Source organism: Dyella amyloliquefaciens, from assembly GCF_004296575.1.
Lineage (GTDB): Bacteria > Pseudomonadota > Gammaproteobacteria > Xanthomonadales > Rhodanobacteraceae > Dyella > Dyella amyloliquefaciens.
Map to the genome: position 1 here is coordinate 561,919 of NZ_SAYT01000001.1, position 19,536 is coordinate 581,454.

At 59.8% G+C, this 19,536-nt stretch carries 14 protein-coding genes; 10 read left to right on the forward strand and 4 right to left on the reverse strand.

Going from position 1 to position 19,536, the window contains the following annotated elements; genetic code table 11:
* Positions 1-85 precede the first annotated feature (85 nt).
* From EPB08_RS02255 to EPB08_RS02265, 4 genes are all read left to right on the forward strand, one after another.
* Positions 86-472 (forward strand): winged helix-turn-helix transcriptional regulator, encoded by a 387-nt coding sequence (locus EPB08_RS02255; RefSeq protein WP_130617430.1) that lies wholly within the window; start codon positions 86-88, stop codon positions 470-472.
* A gap of 175 nt (positions 473-647) precedes the next feature.
* Entirely contained in the window at positions 648-1,022 is a 375-nt protein-coding gene (locus EPB08_RS02260; RefSeq protein ID WP_130617431.1) for a GFA family protein, read from the forward strand.
* A gap of 133 nt (positions 1,023-1,155) precedes the next feature.
* On the forward strand, positions 1,156-1,326 hold the full coding sequence (locus EPB08_RS20970) for a hypothetical protein (protein ID WP_165418364.1): 171 nt from the start codon (positions 1,156-1,158) through the stop codon (positions 1,324-1,326).
* Between the two features lie 145 nt (positions 1,327-1,471).
* The gene (locus EPB08_RS02265) at positions 1,472-1,888 is read left to right on the forward strand and encodes a GFA family protein (RefSeq protein ID WP_486598944.1); all 417 of its coding nucleotides are present in this window, start codon (positions 1,472-1,474) and stop codon (positions 1,886-1,888) included.
* A gap of 164 nt (positions 1,889-2,052) precedes the next feature.
* Here the strand turns inward: EPB08_RS02265 and EPB08_RS02270 are convergent, their stop codons facing one another.
* Entirely contained in the window at positions 2,053-2,544 is a 492-nt protein-coding gene (locus EPB08_RS02270; protein WP_130617432.1) for a hypothetical protein, read from the reverse strand.
* 340 nt (positions 2,545-2,884) lie between these two features.
* Between EPB08_RS02270 and EPB08_RS02275 the strand changes: the two genes are divergently transcribed.
* From EPB08_RS02275 to EPB08_RS02295, 6 genes are all read left to right on the forward strand, one after another.
* A complete protein-coding gene (locus EPB08_RS02275) occupies positions 2,885-3,280 on the forward strand; it encodes a hypothetical protein (protein ID WP_130617433.1) in 396 nt (131 codons plus the stop codon).
* Positions 3,281-3,612: 332 nt separating this feature from the next.
* On the forward strand, positions 3,613-3,909 hold the full coding sequence (locus EPB08_RS21440) for a MafI2 family immunity protein (protein ID WP_486598943.1): 297 nt from the start codon (positions 3,613-3,615) through the stop codon (positions 3,907-3,909).
* A 1,323-nt stretch (positions 3,910-5,232) separates the two neighbouring features.
* Positions 5,233-5,991 carry a hypothetical protein gene (locus EPB08_RS02280; RefSeq protein WP_130617434.1) on the forward strand — a complete coding sequence of 253 codons (759 nt, stop codon included), beginning with the start codon at positions 5,233-5,235 and terminating at the stop codon, positions 5,989-5,991.
* A gap of 162 nt (positions 5,992-6,153) precedes the next feature.
* Entirely contained in the window at positions 6,154-7,917 is a 1,764-nt protein-coding gene (locus tag EPB08_RS02285) for an Hsp70 family protein (protein WP_205746255.1), read from the forward strand.
* A gap of 25 nt (positions 7,918-7,942) precedes the next feature.
* Entirely contained in the window at positions 7,943-9,844 is a 1,902-nt protein-coding gene (locus tag EPB08_RS02290) for a J domain-containing protein (RefSeq protein ID WP_130617435.1), read from the forward strand.
* A gap of 100 nt (positions 9,845-9,944) precedes the next feature.
* A complete protein-coding gene (locus tag EPB08_RS02295) occupies positions 9,945-10,709 on the forward strand; it encodes a TonB family protein (RefSeq protein ID WP_130617436.1) in 765 nt (254 codons plus the stop codon).
* Positions 10,710-11,195: 486 nt separating this feature from the next.
* On the opposite strand, the gene EPB08_RS02300 is transcribed toward EPB08_RS02295, so the two are convergent.
* The 3 genes from EPB08_RS02300 to EPB08_RS02310 all read right to left on the reverse strand — a co-directional run bounded on the left by EPB08_RS02300 (position 11,196) and on the right by EPB08_RS02310 (position 19,255).
* Positions 11,196-12,359 carry an alpha/beta hydrolase family protein gene (locus EPB08_RS02300; protein WP_165418365.1) on the reverse strand — a complete coding sequence of 388 codons (1,164 nt, stop codon included), beginning with the start codon at positions 12,357-12,359 and terminating at the stop codon, positions 11,196-11,198.
* Between the two features lie 462 nt (positions 12,360-12,821).
* A complete protein-coding gene (locus EPB08_RS02305; protein WP_165418366.1) occupies positions 12,822-17,708 on the reverse strand; it encodes an autotransporter-associated beta strand repeat-containing protein in 4,887 nt (1,628 codons plus the stop codon).
* A gap of 686 nt (positions 17,709-18,394) precedes the next feature.
* Entirely contained in the window at positions 18,395-19,255 is an 861-nt protein-coding gene (locus EPB08_RS02310; protein WP_165418367.1) for a CPBP family intramembrane glutamic endopeptidase, read from the reverse strand.
* Between the last annotated feature and the right edge of the window lie 281 nt (positions 19,256-19,536).

Below are 19,536 nucleotides of genomic sequence, written 5' to 3' on the forward strand. Positions count from 1 at the left end.
TTCGGTCAGGAATCAGGGTGGGGTTGACGTAACCGGCTGACAAGAACGCACTGAAAAGTAAGCAACTTACCTGGAGGTAAGGCACATGCCTGGCAAGAGAACGCGTTCGTACACCCAAGAAGAAGCGGCAGCCGGCGTCGAACAAGCGTTAAAGCTGCTCGAAGGGCGATGGAAGCTCGTCATCTTGTTCCACTTGTTTGGTCAGCGCGTCATGCGGTTTTCTGACCTTGAGCGCGCAATTCCCTCCGTTTCACAGAAGATGCTTATCCAGCAACTTCGGCAGATGGAAAGGGATGGCATCATCCGACGCGTCGTCCACCCTCAGGTGCCGCCCAAAGTGGAATATGGGCTGACCCAATGGGGCGAATCGCTGTGCCCTGCGCTCGATTCCCTGCTCACTTGGCTGGAAGCACGTCCCGCGCTAGATGAGAAAGAAGAAGGTTCCCCCGTGATCGAGCCTGACAACAATTAAAGATGGTTAGGACGTTGTGGCCGAAAGTATCGGCTCTCGACCCAAAGCCGACAGTTTAGAAGCCAGGCTTTAGTTCAGTGATTGACAGAATTTGGCTCGTCGCTTGCGCGCGCCACATGAGTTTTCCATCACGCTGGCGCTCAAGCAGCTGCCATTGTCCCTAGGAGGCCAGACCATGGAGTACCACGCTCACTGCCATTGCAAGCGCGTGCACTTTTCGTTCCGCAGTCACGAAATCACGTCCGGCAAACGCTGCAACTGCTCGCTGTGCGTCCGCAGGGGCGCGGTGCTGTCGTCAGACTACATTCCGGACGCCGACTTCACGCCGCACGCCGATGAGAGCGACCTGAGCGTATACCTCTGGAACGACAAGGTTATGCGCCACTATTTCTGCAAGATCTGCGGCATCTCTACCTACGGTGCCGTAGCTGGCGAAGACGGCAAGGATCGTTACCGAGTCAACCTCGGTTGCGTGGAGGGCCTCGACGCGCTGGCGCTCGACATCACGATCGTCAACGGCAAGGCGCTACCGCTCGCCGATGAGCTTTGAGTCATCTGACGCCGACAACGCCAGGCCGAAAACGGGGTCAGGTTGAAAGCGAGGCCAGGTTCACTTCTCTCGAGTCCACAAGTGAATCTGGCCCCGTTTCCTTAACCCCCGTTTCCTTAAGGAGAAAAGAACGATGACTCGCTTGTTTTGGAAGGGGCAACAGGCAGTTGCCTTTGTCGCAGCCGCCGGCGGGGTGCTTTTTTGGCTGGGCTACGGGCTAAGCAAAGGTATTCAATTTGCACTGGTAGCCTGGCTGATCCTGCAGATTCCAATGCTCTTTGAGTATTGGAAGAACCGGCGTTAACCGAGATCGCAACTCAGCTCTTCAGTGAAAAAGTGAGGCCGGAGTACTCTCCCCAAGAAACGCACTCTGACCCCATTTTCCGCCATTTCTCGGTAGCACCGTACAATGAGTCACCGACATTCCACTATCGGAGATAACTCTGTCACTGCGTGCTACGTGCCTATGTGGGAAAATTTCCGTGGACCTGCACGGCAGCCCGGCCGCGCGCGCGAACTGCCACTGTTCGTCATGCAGGGACTTTTACGGGGCGCCCGTGTTTTCTGCGACAGCCTGGGAGCCCGATGCAGTCTGCAATAGCGAAGGTTTAGGGCAGACTTTCAAACATCCAGAAAAGCAACTGACGAAAACGTTCTGCGACGTTTGCGGCGAAGTTGTGTTCGGTACCAATCGGCTGGGAATGCGTGTGGTTCCGAATGCTTTGCTCGCCCGCGCTACGGATGGGAAGCTCGAAGCGAACTTGTCCCCAACGATGCACCTGTTCTACAGGCAGCGTGTCGTTGATGCCTCGGATGATTTGCCAAAGTACCTCGACGGCTGGGATGGCCCCACGTACGCGTCGTAGGGAAAAAAGGGGTTAGAGTGCTTTTTCACAGAAGCATGCGCTCCGCCCCCTTTTCACCGCTAGACGCTAAAGCGGGCTAAGTCGGTCTAACTACCCCCGGCCCCATGGCTACCCGTGCGCCTACCCGCTCCCGTCGCTCTGCTGTTGGCTGTTCGCCACGGTGTTCATGCTGTCTGAGCCAGCTGTCTGTGCCTACGCAAATAAATGACCTGCGCCGTGACACCGGCGATGAGGAGTACCAGCAGCGCTCCCATGGCTCCAAGAAGAATCGGTGACTTCGGGTCCGTCACTAGCGGGTGACCGTCCGGGACACGGCGTAGGGTTTCGGAAACAGCGGGCAACATGAGCAGGAATGAGGTCAGCGTCAGGCTGATGGTCTCGATATATCGCTTCACGCTTTGCCGCCAGGGCAGCCGTCCGACGCCATAGCCCACCAGCAGTAGCACGAGTGTTGCGCCCGCAATGACGTAACTGACCGGCTGGTGTGTGATGAGCGCGATGGTGGCTGCGCCGATCAGCATCGAAACAAGATAGACGGTGCCTGCGGTCGAGCGAGGCACGATTCGACCGGAGCGGCCGAACATATAGACGGCGGCCGGAATGGCCGGGAGGCTGCCGAGGGTGTGTATCCATCCGGGCGGCGAGATTCCAAACATGGGCTTCTCCTCAAAGCGTTGGGGTGAGGGTGAACAGGTTCCGGTGCGATTGGCCCAGGATTCTTTGACGCTCTTACCTGTTCGCTGCTCGCGCCATGTCGGTTACCTCACTGTGTAGCTGTAGCTAACCAGGGCCGACTAACGGAGTCAGGTTCACTTCACTTTAGTTTGGAAGTGAACCTGACCTCATTGGTTTGCTGGGAGGGCGAGAGGTGACCAAGAACCCTTCTTTCGGACGTAAGCGACCTGCGCCCTTGTGGCGCGGCAGCGAATGCGGAGCCAAGACAAGGTCTAACCCGCGCACAAAGGGTAGAATCGCCGCCCCCAAGGAGACCCCACCATGCGCACGGAACGAATCGCCTACCTAATCGCGCCACTTCTGATGGCCAGCACGCTGGCCCACGCAGATCCGAAGTGGATGAAGGAATCATCAGAAATCCAGAGCCTTCTCAAGTCCGTGTCTACGGTCGATGGCGATCTGGGAGTGCGTTTCGCGCACGTTGGCCTTCGCATCAATGCCGTTCGTCTGGAGGAGATTAGCCCGGAGGACATCAAAGAAGACCCGACGCTGAAGCCGGGCGATGTCGAGATCAGCATCCTGACTGAAGGCACGCCGCGCTCGGGCGACTGTAAGGTCCTCGGCTCGCCGACTTTCATCCGGCGCAAGGGTCAGTTCCTGCCGCAGGATCGCACTGGGATGTGGCTACTCACCGGCATCTGCGCCGTGCCGCATTGATGGCCAAGTAGCCACCGCTCGAGCACCGCGCTCATGCGATAACGGGGTCAGGTTCACTTCTGAGATGGCGAGAAGTGAGCCTGGCCCCGTTGTCGTTGAAAGGTGCGTAGATTTCCATCGAGCTGGAGCGCTGCAATGTACCGAGGCTGGAAGTTGAAAACTTCTTTGACCACTTCTCGTCTCAGGTTCTCCCCGAGGACGTCTGCCGCGAAGGTGTGGAGAGCAGTCCCAATACCTCTGGAATCAGTTTCAGAGCAGCCCTCCAAGAGATTCTCTTGTAGCCTCGCAGTGCCTAAGGATGGTATTCACAGCGTTCCATGGAGACCCGGCCTATGAGTGAAAATCTCCGGTCCGATATAGTCTTGAGCGTCAATCGGGCGCTGCTCGGAGAGGTATTCTCAGAACTTGTTGCAGTTTCTTGTAAGGTCGAGAACGAACGGAGGTTTGAGTTGACTTTCTTTGTTGATTCAGAGGTCTCTGACGCTCTGTCGGAAGACATTTCTTGCATCGAAACAGAGATTATCGCTGACTTTCCGGTCGGCTTTGAGATATCGCACAAGGTCGTACGCGCCAAGCGAGCTAGTCTTCTGACACCCGATGCTTTCTGGATATTCCTAAGTAAGGCTTAGTGTGTAGAAGAGAAGTGAGGTCAGAGCGCTTTCCTTGAAAGTCGATTCAAGCCAGGCTTCCGTCGCACATAGCCAAGCGCATGACATCCCGCCAACCGCGGTCAGCTGGAGTGGAAGTTGGCTGTGTTCCATGGCCAGGTGGATAATGGGGTCGGGTTCACTTTTAGGATGTGAGAAGTGAACCGGTCCCCTTGCTCAAGAAGAGATTCGGGATGCCCAGGATCCTGGATATGTCAGCCCTGACCACCAGCGAAATTGCCAGGTGTCGTCAACAAATGTGCGCGGCCATTGAGGGTTTCCATGAAGCGGATGCTAACTCTTACCCTGTTGGGATATTTATCGTTATGCCACACAGGGGCGGCTCAGCACCTGCCTTTTCACCCAAGCTATTGCGGGTCAGCCATATGCTTCGCAATAGCGGACTACTTTGATGGGTCCAACCGGGTTAGGCCAACCATATCCACAACGCAAAATTTGGGTTCAGACAAGTCCACCTACCACATTGAGTACGGCAACGTCGGCTCCATAGACATAGCCGCAGACACGCACATCGACTGCAAGAATCTTCATCCCAGCGACATCAAAACGCTTGTACGGAGTGGAGCAAACAGTGCGAGAGGGAGTTTGAGAGGGAAGCTCGGCAACGGAAATTGTTATGCACTCGATGTTGTGTACAGCACCAACCGCCCCGACGCTCTCAAAGACTTTACGGACAGCACCATCGGACGCATGTGGCTGTACGACACAAGGAGACAACAAGTCTTCCCGCAAGGCCCGATCCCTATAACCGATGAACTAATTTATCCCACCCTTGCGCACTGAGATAACGGGGCCCCCATCCCATCACCCCCAGGATCGCCATCCGCCTTTCCCTCGCCCTCGACACCACGGCCTTCTACTGGCTGGCACTGCAGGCCCGGCACGACCTGGAAAGAGCAAAGCCCGTAGTCCGCGCCTATCGTCCTCTCGTTGACTAGCTGGCTTTGGGTAACAGGAATCCGCGAGGGTGGGAAAGTAAGGGTGCGTTCGCATCCCCCATTGGCGGTACTTGTGGCTCCATAGGTGTCGTGACAGGATTCCCTTCGCCAATAGCTAGGACGCGGGATCGGTTTGGGGTGCTCTGCGGTTGCGCGTAGGCCTCCACGCACTGTCCCAATCGTCGCTTGGGCTGCTCGTTGTCTTGGGGGAGACAACGCTTCGGGGATTCCAATCAAATAAGCCGTTCTGGGCTCGCCCAATCGCGTTCGGTAAGCCGGGCGCGGGTAGTTCGTTCGTGCAAATGGTTTGCACGAAACGTCATGTGTCTTCAGGGGGAAGGCCGCGATGTTCATAGTGTGGGGCAAGCGCGTCATGCGCAAAAAGCAGGGGTACGTCGCGGACTTCTGTCCGATGTGCCGCGAGCTGCAAACTTTCCTGCTCAGAGAGGTGCGTAGCTACTCGCACATCTACTACATCCCAACGAGTGCCAACACCTTGGTTGGCTACGAGCGGGTCTGCCAGGGGTGCAAGCTCGCGCTGCACGGTGCACCCAGACAATATGTCGCTGCGTCCAAACGGCCTGGGCATGTGAGGGAAATCGTCGGCCGCAGTTTCCCTGCCTTCCACGAGGTGTACGGCGAGCGGTTGAAGGTCGAGGAGTCACTGAGGATCTCTCCGGACGGTCTTTCCCCGGAGGTGCGTCGGGCGCTGATACAGCAACCGTTTCTCGTGCTGTCGCCGCTGGTCGAGGCTCAATATGGCAGGACGTCGGTCGACTGGGTCATAGGCGCCTCGCTCGCTGGAGGCGTCGCGGTGGTGGCGCTCGCGGCGCAGCTCACCGAGTGGCTGCCCGACAACTATCACACGGCTTGCTTCGCCGTTGGCGGAGCGTTGGGCCTGGGCCTGATCATCTGGGCATTTGCCACGGCGGTTCAACGCTTTGTCAAACGCAAGATTGTTCCCAGGGCTGCCAGGACGCTGAAGCCGCTCAGGCCGACAGAGACCGAAATCGCGGCCGCGCTGGCCGACTTGAAGCGGATGGGCCACAAAATCGGCGGGATTCTGAAACCGAAGCACGTGGTCACCGCAATCCAGGACGGGTGAGCGCCGACGTCGTCAAACACAGCTGACGGTCGCGATCCCCGGCTTAGCCCGCAGGATCGCCAGGTCAGCTTTCAACACGACGCGACGTGGCGCATCGAGGGAGCAGCAGGTCGAGTGGCTCGCTGTGGCCGCTGAGTTCTCGCTGGTCGGCGGTGCACTTCCTTGACGGCGCTTGGTTCACTGATTTTCAAGGGGAATGTTTTGATTGTCGGTATCGATCTAGGGACGACCAACAGTCTTGTTGCTGTATGGAAGGATGGCGGACCCATTCTTGTACCCAATGCACTGGGGGCCATGCTGACCCCTTCGTGCGTTGGCTTTTCCGATGGCGGTGAACTCCTGGTTGGCCAGGCAGCCAAGGACCGTCTGCAGACACATCCGCGTCTGACGGCAGCAAATTTCAAGCGTTACATGGGATCTGCGCGAGAAGTCCCCCTTGGAAAGCGCAGTTTTCGTCCGGAAGAGCTTTCATCTTTTGTGTTGCGCGCTCTGAAGGACGATGCGGAAGCCTTTCTCGGCGAACCCGTCGATGAGGCCATCATCAGCGTGCCGGCGTACTTTAGCGACGCGCAGCGAAAAGCCACGCGCGCAGCAGGTCAGTTGGCGGGTCTTCGCGTGGGGCGGTTGGTCAACGAGCCCACGGCCGCGGCACTCGCCTATGGTGTGCGGGATGCGGGAAGCGAACGCAAATTCCTCGTGTTCGATCTTGGCGGTGGGACGTTCGATGTCTCCATCCTGGAAATCTTCGAAGGCGTGATGGAGGTGCGTGCCAGCGCTGGCGACAACTTCCTCGGTGGAGAAGACTTCCTGGATGTGCTCGTCGAGGATGTCCTTGCTTCCGCGGGAAGCAAGGCGAAGCTGACCCTGTCCGACTTGTCGCCCAACGAGCAGCAACGGCTGAGGGAGGCCGCGGAACGCCTGAAGTGCGCCTTGTCGGTAGCCTCTGAGGCCGACCTGTCAGTTCGGTTGCGCGACAAGGACATAGCTTATCGTGTCCATGAAGATCGATTCATGGAACTCTGCGAGCCGCTTTTGCAGCGACTGCGGCTTCCTGTGGAGCGGGCTCTTCGCGATGCAAGAATCCGTGCCGCGGATCTCTACGAAATTGTTCTGGCGGGCGGATCCACGCGCATGCCGATCGTGCGCAAACTGGTCACGCGCATGTTTGGCCGCTTCCCGGCGACGACCGTGAATCCGGACGAAGTCGTCGCGCTTGGCGTGGGTGTCCAGGCTGGCCTCGCCATGAACGACTCGGCGCTGGACGAAGTGGTCATGACCGATGTCTGTCCCTACACGCTTGGCATCAATACATCGCAGCAAGTCGGCAGCAACGGAAATGGTTTCGTCGATGGCTTCTATCTTCCCATCATCGAACGAAACACTGTCGTTCCTGCCAGTCGAAGTCGGGACATCTTTACAGTCCGCGACGGGCAATCAAGGGTCGCCATCGATATCTATCAAGGCGAAGCAAGACTTGTGAAGGACAACATCCCCCTCGGCAAATTCATCGTTGAGGTGCCACCCAATTTGCCGGCAGGGGGGGCTGGGGCGAATGTTCGGTTCACCTATGACGTGAACGGGTTGCTTGAGGTCGAAGCCACGGTTCATAAGACCGGCGCCAAAGAAAGCATCGTCATCCAGGAACACTCGGGTGTGTTGTCCTCCGAGGAAATCCGTTCGCGCCTTCAGGCGCTGGCCAGTATCAAGCTGCATCCGCGGGAAGAGGCGCGCAATGCGGCCATCATGGCACGTGCCAATCGCCTCTTTGAAGAAGCGCTGGGACCTGCACGCATGACCATCTCGAGGGCACTGGCTCAGTTCGAGGCGATTCTGGAGAGGCAGGAGCCACATGAGGTCGCGTCCGCTCGCGAACAGTTTCAGGTGTGGTTGGATCAGTTCGAAAGCAATCCTTTGATTGACGCCTGACTACAGTGATTCACCGGGGACGCGCATGCAGTGGGTATTCGAAACACTTGGCATCGACAAGAGTGCCGACGTAAGCACTGTTCGCAAGGCTTACGCTAAAGCTCTGAAGCAGTGCGACCAGGTCGCCGAAGCAGAACGTTTCCAACGCATCCGCCAGGCCTATGAGTGGGCGCTCCAGTGGGCCAGGCAACAGGAGATGGAAGCAACTGTCGCTTTGGAGACGTCCTCGCAAGAGCCGTCTATCGACCTTTTCGATGGGACGGATGGCCAGTTGCCGGTCAGGACGCCCGCCAAAGCTGTGCGGTTGGATGAGAACGAAGACTTGTCCCGGCAAGTGTTTGACGAGTTCGTCGCCGCCATCACGCTTGGTGCGGCCGAGGTCGGCCCGATCCTGACGAAGTATGCCCAGGACGTTCGGCTTACCGCGCTCGATGCAAAGGCCCTGTTTGAGCAAGCGGTTCTTGTTCGTGCGTTTACCCAGCCGGGCAATATCCAGCTTCTGGACGCGGCCTGTGATCTATTCGCGTGGGACACGTCTAGCAGGCATTTGGCTGCGGTGCGCCCCGATCTGGTTCATCGAATGCTGCGTCAGCAGACTCTGCGGCGCCTTCTCATGGGAAATGGCGGCTCCGATGGCAGGGAGCTCGGAGAAATGGTCAGCGTCTTTGCGCAATGCCAAAGGGACTCCAAGGAGAAGGTGGAGCCATGGCAGATTGTGAACGCGAACCAGGTGCTTGACCGCTACTCGGCGTTCAAATTCGAGCTTGGCGAACGCTATGGGGCTGAAGCGCTGACCTGGTGGCATGACAAGCTGCGATCGAATGCAAATTTGTGGGCTGCGTACGATGAGAAGAGAGCGCAGGCTGCTGTCCTCCCTCCGCCGAGCCGGCCAGTGCGTCGGACCGGCGGTTCGTCGGCGGGATGGCTTTTGATCTTACCGGTCATCGTCTTGATGAATGTGCTCAACGGCGCTCTCTCGCCGTCCCATCAGGAGCGGACAAGTTATCAACCTTCGTCGACGCCGCTGGTAGCAAACCCGGTTCCTGCCGATCCTCATAAGCAGGAGATGGATTTCCTGCATGAATTGGCGGACAAAGGGGACCCGGAAGCGGAAAACAAGCTGGGCGAGATCATCAAGGTCAGCGCGACTGGCGATGTGGACTATCGCAGCGCCGTCGGTTTGTTCCGAAAAGCATCTGACAGTGGGTTGGCTCCAGCGCAGTTCAACCTCGGGGCCATGTATGAGGAAGGCCACGGGGTAACGCGCGACCTTTCCAGGGCTGCCGAGCTGTACAAGAAGGCTGGGGAAAAGGGCTACGCGGAGGCGCAGTTTCGCCTCGGTGTGATGTATAGGGAGGGGCGCGGCGTGAAGGCGAACGCCGCGGCCGCGCATGCCTGGTGGGAGAAAGCGGCCAAGCAAGGATATCTTGCTGCCCAGTTCAACCTGGGCCTTTCCTTCGCCAAGGGCGAGGGTGTGAAGCAGGACTACACGGAGGCAGCACGCTGGTGGCGCATGGCTGCGATGCGAGGAAATGCAAACGCACAAGGCGGTCTGGGTTGGCTCTATCAGCAAGGCCTTGGTGTGCCGCGGGATGACAAGGCTGCCGCCCAGTGGTTTCGCAATGCAGCTTCGGCGGGGGACGTCGCTGCGCAGATCAGCCTCGCATCGATGTACGAGCGGGGTGTGGGAGTCAGCAAGAATCCAGTGATTGCGTACGCCCTGCTGACAGTCGCGGCTTCCCGCGGCGACTCTCCGAATCATGATGCGTCCACGGCGATCAAGCGTCTTGACGGCGTACTCAGCAAGGATCAGACGAGGAGCGCGGTCGATCTTGCAGGGAAACTTCGGTCGCGCAACACCTTCCTTGCCAGGCTGGATGCGGCTGTCCAGTCGCAGAAGAGCGACGGGGTGCACTCGGCAATCTAGCTTGCGATAACGGGGCTAGGTTCACTTCTTCGCTCTTCCAGAAGTGGACGTGACCCTGTCTTTGTAGATCGAAAACGTAGAACGTTCTTGGGGGAACGGAATGAAACGCTTTGTTTTAGGTGTTGCTGCTCTGATGTTCGCTCATGGCGCTTGGGCAGAAGGCCCAAGTGCAAATGATTGGAAGCGGTCTACGCTGTTCGTGACAGGTGTTGCCGACATTGATGCACAGGGCAATGTTCAGCAGATCGAACTCTTGCCCAACGAGGACAAGGACAGCAAGGCGCTCTCAGAAGAGCTCGCGCCGCTTGCCAAGTCCACTATGTCCCATTGGGGATTCGAACCTGCAACCGAAGATGGCAAACCGGTGGCAGGTCGCACCTTCCTGCATGGCGTTTTCGAATTCCAGGAGGAGGGAAGCAGTTACAAGGCTCGCCTTGCCTTCATTGGTAATGGTCCGGAGATCTACAAGCCGGTAGCGCCGAAATATCCGAAAAATATGATGTCTGATTATGTCCAGGCCACCTTGAACATGATCGTGCGGGTACAGCCGGATGGGAGCATTACAGACATTCACCTTGAGTCAGCACAGAGCACGGGCAAGCGACGGGTTGCGGGGTTCGTTCAAGCCGCCATGGTGGCTATGAAATCTTGGCGTGCTGAGCCGGAGACGGTCGATGGGCATCCCACGAGCACGTGGGTCCGTGTCCCGATATCGTTCAACCTGCGCGATCCCGTTAGCGGGCGCCGATACGCTCCTGAGCTTGAGCGGTCCCTCGACTCGCCTGAAGAGCCTCCTGAGTCCTCGTCAGGCGATCTGGCCCTGGCGCTCGATAGCCGCATCAAGATTCGCCCTCAGACGCCCTGACAGCGCGACCAAAAAGGGGCTGAGTGGGTGCCCCGACTTCCCAAAGGGTTGCCGCGAGGCATCCCTATGTGCCTTGCTCCGGGCGCAGGTTTCCAACATTCACGCACGCAAATGGGCCGGGTTCCCCTCCTCGAAGTGGAGAAGTGAACCCGGCCCGTTTGTCGATGGCAGCGCGCTGCGCTGAGCCCAGAAAAGGAAATGGGCGGCCCTTGTGTGGCCGCCCATCATTCCAGCCAGTCCTCCGTACCCGGTGGCCCGCTGGTGCTCCGCCAGAAAGGCGGTCGCATGCTTGGCCGAGCTGTCCTGCCAACTCGGGAGCAGGGTCAGATTAAGTGACTGACCGTTGTGGTGCCATCAGGAGAATCTTAGTAAGTCGTAAAACCGAGCCCGCAGGTCAGCATCGTACAGCTATCTGTCACATGGCGGGCGCAAGGAGCGACCGGCCTTGGAGAACCAGGGGGCGGCGCACACTTCAATCCCGGCCGATCATGGCTGGCTCTCGGCAGGGCGGAAATCGACACTCATGAAGTGTTTCGGGGCGCCGTGAGCGACCGGCGAGTCATTCAGGAACGCCACCGCGCCGGTATCACCCTTCATATAGGCGTCGAGAAAGCCCAGGGTGTAGCGAGCGACCAGTGCGTAGCTGGCATTGGCGTCGCTCCGGCCATAGTCCTCCATCTGGTTCTCAGCGAACTTCTGCGCGCTACTGGCTCGCTGGTACATCGAGGAGAACTCGGGGTGAGACATGCCCAGCATGTGGATCATCCATAGATCGCCATGCGTCCACGCGTTCAGCACGCTGGGCCCCTCGTTATCGGCGGTGGCATAGCGATTCCAATCCTCGAGTGACAGATAGCCCCGGCTAAAGAACAGCAATGGGATGGTCATGCGTTCGGGATGGATGTTTCCGGACTTTTTTATCAGGCCGGGGTAGTAACGCATGCTTCCATCAAGCGCCACCAGCGCCTTGATGCGGCTATCGCGAGTCGCGGCAAAGAGATTGGAGATGCCACCCCAGCTCCAGCCGGCGACCGCGACCTTGGCCATGTCGACATCCGGTAGCGATTTCGCATAGTCGATCAGGAAGGATATGTCGGCAGCTTCCGCATCGATATCGTCGAGATTGTCGTCTGCGTCCCGTGTCGACTTTCCAAGGGATGGACTGGCGATGACCACGTACCCGTGGCTTGCGAGGTACTCGCAGAGATCAGCGTTGTCCCAGGCGACAGACGATTGGCCGGGCGCATAAATGACAAGCGGAAAGCGCCCGTTGGCCATGGGGGCATCGTATTGTGCCCAAAGCACGGCATGGGCCGACCCAGCCAACTTCGATACCCATTTATTGTTTTCGTCGGGACGATCGAAGTGGACTTCCGTCTTCGCAAGTTGAGCATAGTCACCGACCGTCATGGCCCGGCCGCTTTTGCCCGAGGCCGGATACCAGATCAGGGTCTGGATGGGACGTGGACCGGTGGCAGCAGCGGAAGTCGTATTGCCAGTAGGCTCGAGAGGAAATGTTCTGGAAGCGTCGAACTGATTTACAACTTTCAATCCGACGCTGTAAGGACCCGGCTTTCCCGAGAACTCGAAACCCGCCCCCGGTGCCTGAGCCAAGGCTGCAGGAGCATGAAGGGTCAGTGCGACCAGCATGGATAGTGCAACCAGAACCCGGGCTGCTACTTGGCGTCCCCGCATGCTTGGTTCCTCTCCTGGCGCCCTCGTCGGGAGAACAGCGAACGTTATTGGCGCATCGAACACCGCCAACGGCGCCGTGAGATGCAACTTCCCCTCACGACATGCGCCGTGAGGCTAGCGTGCTTTCCATTGACTTCTGAATGTGTCGTTGGTCATGGCACGCAGGCCGGTGATCCATTCACGAATCCTTGAGGGTCGCGTGGACTGACGCTAAAGGTGGTTGAGGTGGCCTGTGTAGTGGTCAAGTCACCCTGGACCACCGGATAGGTACTCAGGCCGCCAGCGCATCAACGACAACTGGCGGGCGTTGCCTCAATGCGCATGCAGGCGGCGGTGGTGGAGTGGATCGGCCCACGGAAGTCGCTGGGCCGATGCGCTCCACCACCGCCATTGCTTTCAACGGAAACCGCGCGTTCCCTAGAGCGCGACAACCACCTGCGTCGAGAGCATCTGCGCCTGGTCACGCTGGCCCTTTTCGTAGTCGTAGCCGAATTTCAACGACGTGCGCGCCGAAAGCGTTGCATTGAGACCGACATTCAACACGCCGCTGTATCGCGACAGGCCGATGCCGACCAGCGGCTGCCATTGCTGCAGGCCGACGAAACTGGCGTCGAACGCATCGCCCTGCGAAGCGAGCGTGCGACGGAACTGCGCGCTGGCACTGAAATCAATGGTGCGGCCTTCGTCCAGGTCCCAGTGATGGGCCGCACGCAGGCCGAGGCCGGCCTGCCAGCGATCCAGCGTCTGGGCGTTGGCGCGCAAGCCGAAACCGCCGGCGCCCTGCTCGGCAAAACCGCCGCGCTCGATGCTTGCATATTCCAGATTGGCGAAGGGCGTGATGCGGCTGCCGGCCCAGTTCAAACGCAGGCCGCTCTCGCCATAGGCTACGTTGTAGTTGCCACTGTAGTCGGTGGATACGCCCTGCGTGCCCGTGCCCAGCAGCAGCTGGCGGCTGACGTCCTGCTGGAAGTAGCCGAAGCCGATGCGCCCCTGCGTGTACCAGTCGCCATTGCGCCAGCCGGCATACACCATGCCTTCCGTACTGCGGCTGTGGTTGCGGTCAAAACTCTGATCGAGCTGCTGTCGACCCTGGCTCTGGCCGAAAGCGAAACCCGCCACGCCGGAACTGCCGATCTGCCGATCGTTGCCGACCAGCCATCCGTTCAACTGGAAGCCGACACCGTCATAGCCGGCGCGGGCCATATCGCCACCCACGTTGACGTCGTGCGTCCACATGCCGAAACCGGAATTCTTGCCCAGCAGATCGTCGAAGCGATCCGCCAGCGCACGGCTGGATGCATCGATGGCCTCGAAAGTCATCGCCGCGCTCGCGGCGTGCAACTGGCCAGAGAGGCTTTGCAACGATGTTTGTGCCGCCTGCAGGGTCGGCGCCTGCTGGAACTCACCGGCGGCCTGCACGAAGCCACTCGGCACGCTCGAGAGATTGCCCGCGGCGATCTTGCTGTCCAGCTGGGTGAATGCGCCCTGCACGCGTTGCGCGCTGACGAACGAAGATGGCGTGTAGGACACGCCATTGCCGGCAGCGGCGGTCGTCACGTTGAGGCCGGTGGTATCCAGCCACACGCTATTGGCGTCGTAGTTGATGGTGGTTGCCGTGAACACCACGCCGGCGTCCTTGACCAGCTGGCCGAAGGTGCCGGTCAGGCCACCGGTTGCGGTAAGGACATTCGTGTGCGCGTTGCCGACGTAGCCGCTGTCGGCGCCAGTGATTTCGAGCGTGCCTCCGTTGAGCGCAGCTGTTCCGCTGACTGCAAGCTTGCTGCCGAGGCTGACTGCCAGGGTGCCAGTGGCTGGCTGGCTGTAATTGCCGCCCACGTTCGTATCGCCGCCATGGACGGCGATCTTGCCGGCGTTGGTGAGATTGCCGCCAATGCCGGGTACGCCAGGATGCAGCGATGCGCCCGAGTAACCGTCGAGGGTGCCCGCCGGGTTGATGGTTACATCGCCAGGCAAGGCATTCATGGACATGACCGAACCGCTATTGATCGTCATGCCGCCCGTGTAAGTGTTGAGCCCCGCAAGGATCAGTTCGGACGAGCCATTCTGCGTGACGGATCCTGTTCCGGTAATGGTCCCGCCGAAAATGGCCAGCGAGCTATCGAATACGAGGGAGCCGTTGTTCAGGATATCTGACCCAAAAAACGTACTGCTGATCGGACTACCGGGCAGGTTGCCTGTGTTGTCGATCTGCAACGTACCGCTCTGGATCACGATGTGCGAGGGACTGATGTTGGCCCCCGACAGCGGTAAGGTGAGGGTGCCCGCGCCGGCTTGCACCAGCGTGCCGTCGTACGCTTCCGAGTTGTAGCTCGTAATCGTGCCGCTGAACGTCACGTCGTCGCTGCGGTCAAATACCAGGCTGCCGTGGTAGAGGCTGATAAGAGTGCCCTGGCCAATGGAGCCCGTCGTACCTCCGTTGCCAATCTGCAGGGTGCCGCCGCTGATGGTGACCATGCGCGGGCTGAGATCGTCGTTGTCGATGATCCAGGTGCCGCTGGTGGGGCCCCCCAAGAAGCCGGCGAACGTGGTTTTGCCGGTGACTGCCTGCGAATACAACTGCACGGTGCCTGGGCTGCTGTTCAACGTCAGGAGAGACGTGTCGTTCGAGCCGATGTCGAGGTCGCCATGAATGGAGCCACCGGGCGAGAGCGTCACGTAGTTGACTGCGGTGGGATTCATTTGCACATTGCCGACGATGGTGCCCGCATTTGTCAGCGTCAGCGCTCTACTCATGCCCCCGGCAGTCTGGCTGTCCGGGACCACAAAAATGGCGCAATCGCCGGCACCCGCGCAGTCCCCTGCCGTTGTCCCGGTGGTTTCGATGGTGGAACCGGCAGCGTTTGTCACGCTGCCTCCCTGCTGCAGGTAGAGAGCTGTCGTCGCCCCCGAAATGGTTGCGCCCCCGGTATTTTTTACCACCGCGCTGTCGCCGCTCACACGGATGGCAAAACCGTTTGCGGAACGGATCGAGCTGCCGACGCCGTCATTGGTGATGCTGCCGCCGTATTGCAGGTCGATCGCGCCCGCGCCACCTGCAATGGCGCCGCCTCCCGTATTTTTAACGCTGCCCGCCGTCAGCAGCGTCCGGATCGCGATGCCGCCGACGGAGCGAATGTTGCTGCCGGGACCATCGTTGGCGATCGAGCCGCCATAGCCTGAGTCGATGCCGATGTCCCCGCCTTCTATCAGTCCGCCGCTGCTGTTTTGGACGGTAGCCACATAACCATAAAGCGCGATGCCAGCATGATTTCCCTGAATGATGCCGCCGTCATGGTTCTGCACCGCAGGGGTGTCGAAATAGGCGCCTCCGGCATCCACGGCAACGCTCGTGTTGCCACCTAGCACGCCCGCATTGTCCAGGCCCCCGCGACCTTGCAGCGCGATGTGGTTCGACAGCGAGGCCCCTTGATCTACCTGCAAGGTGGAGGTGGGACCATATGACACATTGCTGATGCCAACGGTGATGTCACCGGCCCCCAGCGCTGCTCCCGCAGCAACCTCCAGGGTGCCGGTGTTCACCATCGTGCCGCCTGCATAGGTATTGGCGCCGGTCAGGGTCAGCTTCCCCATGCCGAGTTGGGTCAATGCGCCGCTGCCACTGACGATGCCGCTGAACGCCAGGTTGTCACTGCGGTTGAACGCCAGCGACGCATTGTCCGTCACATTGCCAAGGATCGAACCGGTGGCGCTGCCGTTGCCGATCTGCAAAACGCCGCCGCTGATGATGGTGCCGCCGCTATAGGTGTTGTTGCCGCCCAGCACCAGCGTGCCGGCGTCGGTCTTGACCAGCGCGGTGCTACCGTCGAGCACGCTGTTGATGGTGGCCTTGAAGCCTGCGCCGGCCGAGGTTCCGTCACCGACCCGGAGAATGGACTGCGTCGTATCGTCAACGCTGCCGACGAGGTTTATCGCATCACCCTGGATAACGTAACCGTCGCTGGCGAACTGCATGCCTTGCGCATGGACGATGCCGTTGCCATCGTTCACGGTCACCGTGCCCGGTGCACCCTGGAACACGGCAAAAGAGCTGTCGCTGAAAGGCGCGTTGATGGCACCATCAGCGCCGGTCCAGTTGTTGTTCGTGCCGCCTATCGCCCAGGTGCCATTGCCACCATTGATGACATTGTCTCCCTTGGGACCGGCATCGCCGTCCCAGAAACTGAAGACCATGCCCTTGGTGTCCACCAGATTGACCTCATGGGCAACGCCGGTCTGCACCGCCCAGCCCGTGGATGGCATGACGCCGAGCGTCAGGCCGTTGTCGACCAGGGACCCGTCGTAGTTGAACAGGCGGTGCACGCCGGGGCCCAGGTCGCCGCCCGACGCGACGTCGATATTGAGCACGCCATCCAGAGTCAGGTTGCCTTTGACGTTGATCAGGTCGCCGGGCTGGGTGCCGCCCGTGGCTTGTCCAAAGCCGAAATTGAGCAACGAGCCGGAAGACAGGGTGAGATTGCCATTGACGGTGAGCGTGCCCGTGGCCCCCTTGTCACCTGGCGCCAGCGCCGCGCCATCGGCCACGAAGACATCGCCACCCAGCGTGCCATAGCCGCCGAGCGTGGCACCGTTGAGAACGGTGGTCGCACCCGTTGCGGCGGACTGGTTACCGTTCACGTAAAGTGCGCCGGCATCGATCTGCGTGGTGCCGGTATAGCTATTGGTGCCGGTGAGAAAGAGAGCGCCGATGCCGGCCTGGATGAACCCGCCGGTGCCCGTGATCGCATGGGTGAAGCTCACGTCGTCAGCGCGGTCGAAGGACAGCGTTCCGTTGTTGAGGACGTCGCCGATGATCGATCCGGTCGTGCCGCCACCGCCGATCCGCAGGAGGCCGCTGCTGATCGTGGTGCCGCCGGTATAGGTGTTGGCGCCGGTGAGGATAAGTGCGCCGTTGCCGGCCTGCACCAGTGCGCCGCTGCCGCTGACGATGCCATTGAACGTGATGTCGTCACTGCGATTGAACACCAGCAGCGCGTTGTCCACCACATCGCCGGTGATCGAGCCGGTCCAGCTGCCATTGCCGATCTGCAGGACGCCCTGGTTGATCGTGGTGCCCCCGGTATAAGTATTGGTGCCGGTCAGCGTCAGAGTACCTGCGCCGCCTTTGACCAGATTGATCGAACCGCTCAGGTTGTCCGGCCATACGGTGACGGTGTTGGCGCCCACGTCGATGTTGCCGCCGGTGAAGCCGGTTGGAGCTACGGGGGGAGACGTTGGCTGCGTGGGTTTGACGTTGCCGCCGCCACCGCCACCGCCACCGCCGCAGCCTGACAACCCAACTGCCACGGCCACAGCCAATGCGCATGGCCTGACCCACACACGCACGATCCTACGACCGGGTGCATCTGCACCGCGCCATGCTTCCATGTTTTCCCCCCCCTGTGGTCGCAGCATCTTGCCGCAAGAATGGTCGGTGGGCCAGTACGGCCAGTCCGGGCTTCCCAGGTCGCCAGAAAAAGGGGGGCGCGAACAAGACGCGCGAAAACGGGCATGCGCATGTACCTCGCTGCTGCGCCTGGACCGCCAGCACTCGCGTACGCAAACGGGCCGCGCCCGCCTGCTCGACGTCGAGTAGTGAACCTGGCCCGCTTGTCGATGGCTGCGCGTTGCGCAGGGCCTGAAAAGGAAATGGGCGGCGCTTTCACCACCGTCCATCTGGATCCACCCAGCGATGCTCATTGACTGGTGGCACTCCGTCAGCATGGCGGTCGCTCACTCTCGTCAGTCGTCCAGCCGACTGGAGAGCAACTTCAGATTAGGTGGTCGACCGTTGGGTTCTATTTGGCGGACCCTAAGTAGGTTGTGAAAGCGGAAGGCCGAATCGCTCTTCGGGAGAAATTTGCCTGGCCTTCGACACGCGACGGGGCCGGTGCGGAAGTGGGGTCGGAGTGCACTTTTCTTGAAAGCGAGCTCTGGCTCCGACTGTTCGCGAATCCAAGACGATAGACGCCGAAAAGTCGGTCCTACATCCTTCACTTCGCAGACAGAGCGATCGCTGTGGCTAGGTTGGTGAGGTTGTGCAGCACAAGACTGCTTAGCAGGCTGCCCGTCCGCAGGCGGACATACATAAATCCGCATGCACCGACGGCTATGTACGCGAATGTGCCCCAGGAGAAGACGAAATGCTCGCCATGGAAACGCCACGCGTGCATGAGCGCAAAGGCCATGGTGGGTATGGAGAAGGCCAGAAGTGCGTTTGCTTTCCGGGTTTTTTCCGGTGATTTGTCCTGCGTACTCAGGAGTGAGGGCATGAGCCCTCTGAACACGACTTCTTCATCCGAGCCGGACACAAGCGCCATGAAGAGCACTTTGTTCAGCGAGAGCTCCTGGTGGATCGGGATGAAGTGAGTTGCACCCAGGTCCATCATCAGAAGGACGGCAAATACCACCAGGGTCGGCCACCAGCTATTTGATCGTGGTGCGCATAACCCGATGTCTACGCGGCTGGATCGATTGAGGGCTGCTTTGACGAAGAAGCCCAGTCCGGCCAGGGCCAGCATCTTTCCAATCCATGGTGTGGCTGGATTGCCGTAGTGTCGATCCAGAATCATCCCGGCAGCGAGGCAAGCGCACTCAACAAGCAGCACGCCAACCGCTAGAAGAATATTTCCGTACCCGGGAAGAATGCTCTTGAATGTCGTCTTCAACGCCAGAAGAAAGACGAGCATCATGGCGGCGATGCACAGTGACGGAACGACGAATGGCGGCACGAGGTGACCTTTGGATCCGTCATCTACTAGAAGAGTGGCGGCCCACCGAAGGGCCGCCATGCAGAACGCGGTCTTCAGCAGGCAAAGCAGAAGAATAGCCACAGCGCCGGCGATGGCCGTCAACCGTGCGACACATCTCAAGGCTACCGCTTGCCTGATCGATCTCGACCTGTTCCAGCTCGTCCATGTTGTATCTCCTTGCATCGTCAACGACGGAGCGTCTCCGTCAGGCAAACGCATGTGCGTTTGGAGTCATGGCGGACAACGGCGGCATCTTGCTCCCAGGTTCAGCGAATCGGCGCTGATAGATCAGGCCGCGGCTTGGCATCATTGAAGTGGCGGTCCGGGGATTGCTATCGGCGGGCATCGCGCGATGTCCGCTGATTTGACCCTCTTGAACGTAC

Excerpts from the sequence above, each read along its gene's own strand:
- EPB08_RS02300 (WP_165418365.1), bottom strand. The coding sequence starts at position 12,359 with ATGCTGGTCGCACTGACCCTTCATGCTCCTGCAGCCTTGGCTCAGGCA.
- EPB08_RS02270 (WP_130617432.1), bottom strand. The coding sequence starts at position 2,544 with ATGTTTGGAATCTCGCCGCCCGGATGGATACACACCCTCGGCAGCCTC.
- EPB08_RS20970 (WP_165418364.1), top strand. The coding sequence starts at position 1,156 with ATGACTCGCTTGTTTTGGAAGGGGCAACAGGCAGTTGCCTTTGTCGCA.
- EPB08_RS02290 (WP_130617435.1), top strand. The coding sequence starts at position 7,943 with ATGCAGTGGGTATTCGAAACACTTGGCATCGACAAGAGTGCCGACGTA.
- EPB08_RS02260 (WP_130617431.1), top strand. The coding sequence starts at position 648 with ATGGAGTACCACGCTCACTGCCATTGCAAGCGCGTGCACTTTTCGTTC.
- EPB08_RS02255 (WP_130617430.1), top strand. The coding sequence starts at position 86 with ATGCCTGGCAAGAGAACGCGTTCGTACACCCAAGAAGAAGCGGCAGCC.
- EPB08_RS02280 (WP_130617434.1), top strand. The coding sequence starts at position 5,233 with ATGTTCATAGTGTGGGGCAAGCGCGTCATGCGCAAAAAGCAGGGGTAC.
- EPB08_RS02295 (WP_130617436.1), top strand. The coding sequence starts at position 9,945 with ATGAAACGCTTTGTTTTAGGTGTTGCTGCTCTGATGTTCGCTCATGGC.
- EPB08_RS21440 (WP_486598943.1), top strand. The coding sequence starts at position 3,613 with ATGAGTGAAAATCTCCGGTCCGATATAGTCTTGAGCGTCAATCGGGCG.
- EPB08_RS02275 (WP_130617433.1), top strand. The coding sequence starts at position 2,885 with ATGCGCACGGAACGAATCGCCTACCTAATCGCGCCACTTCTGATGGCC.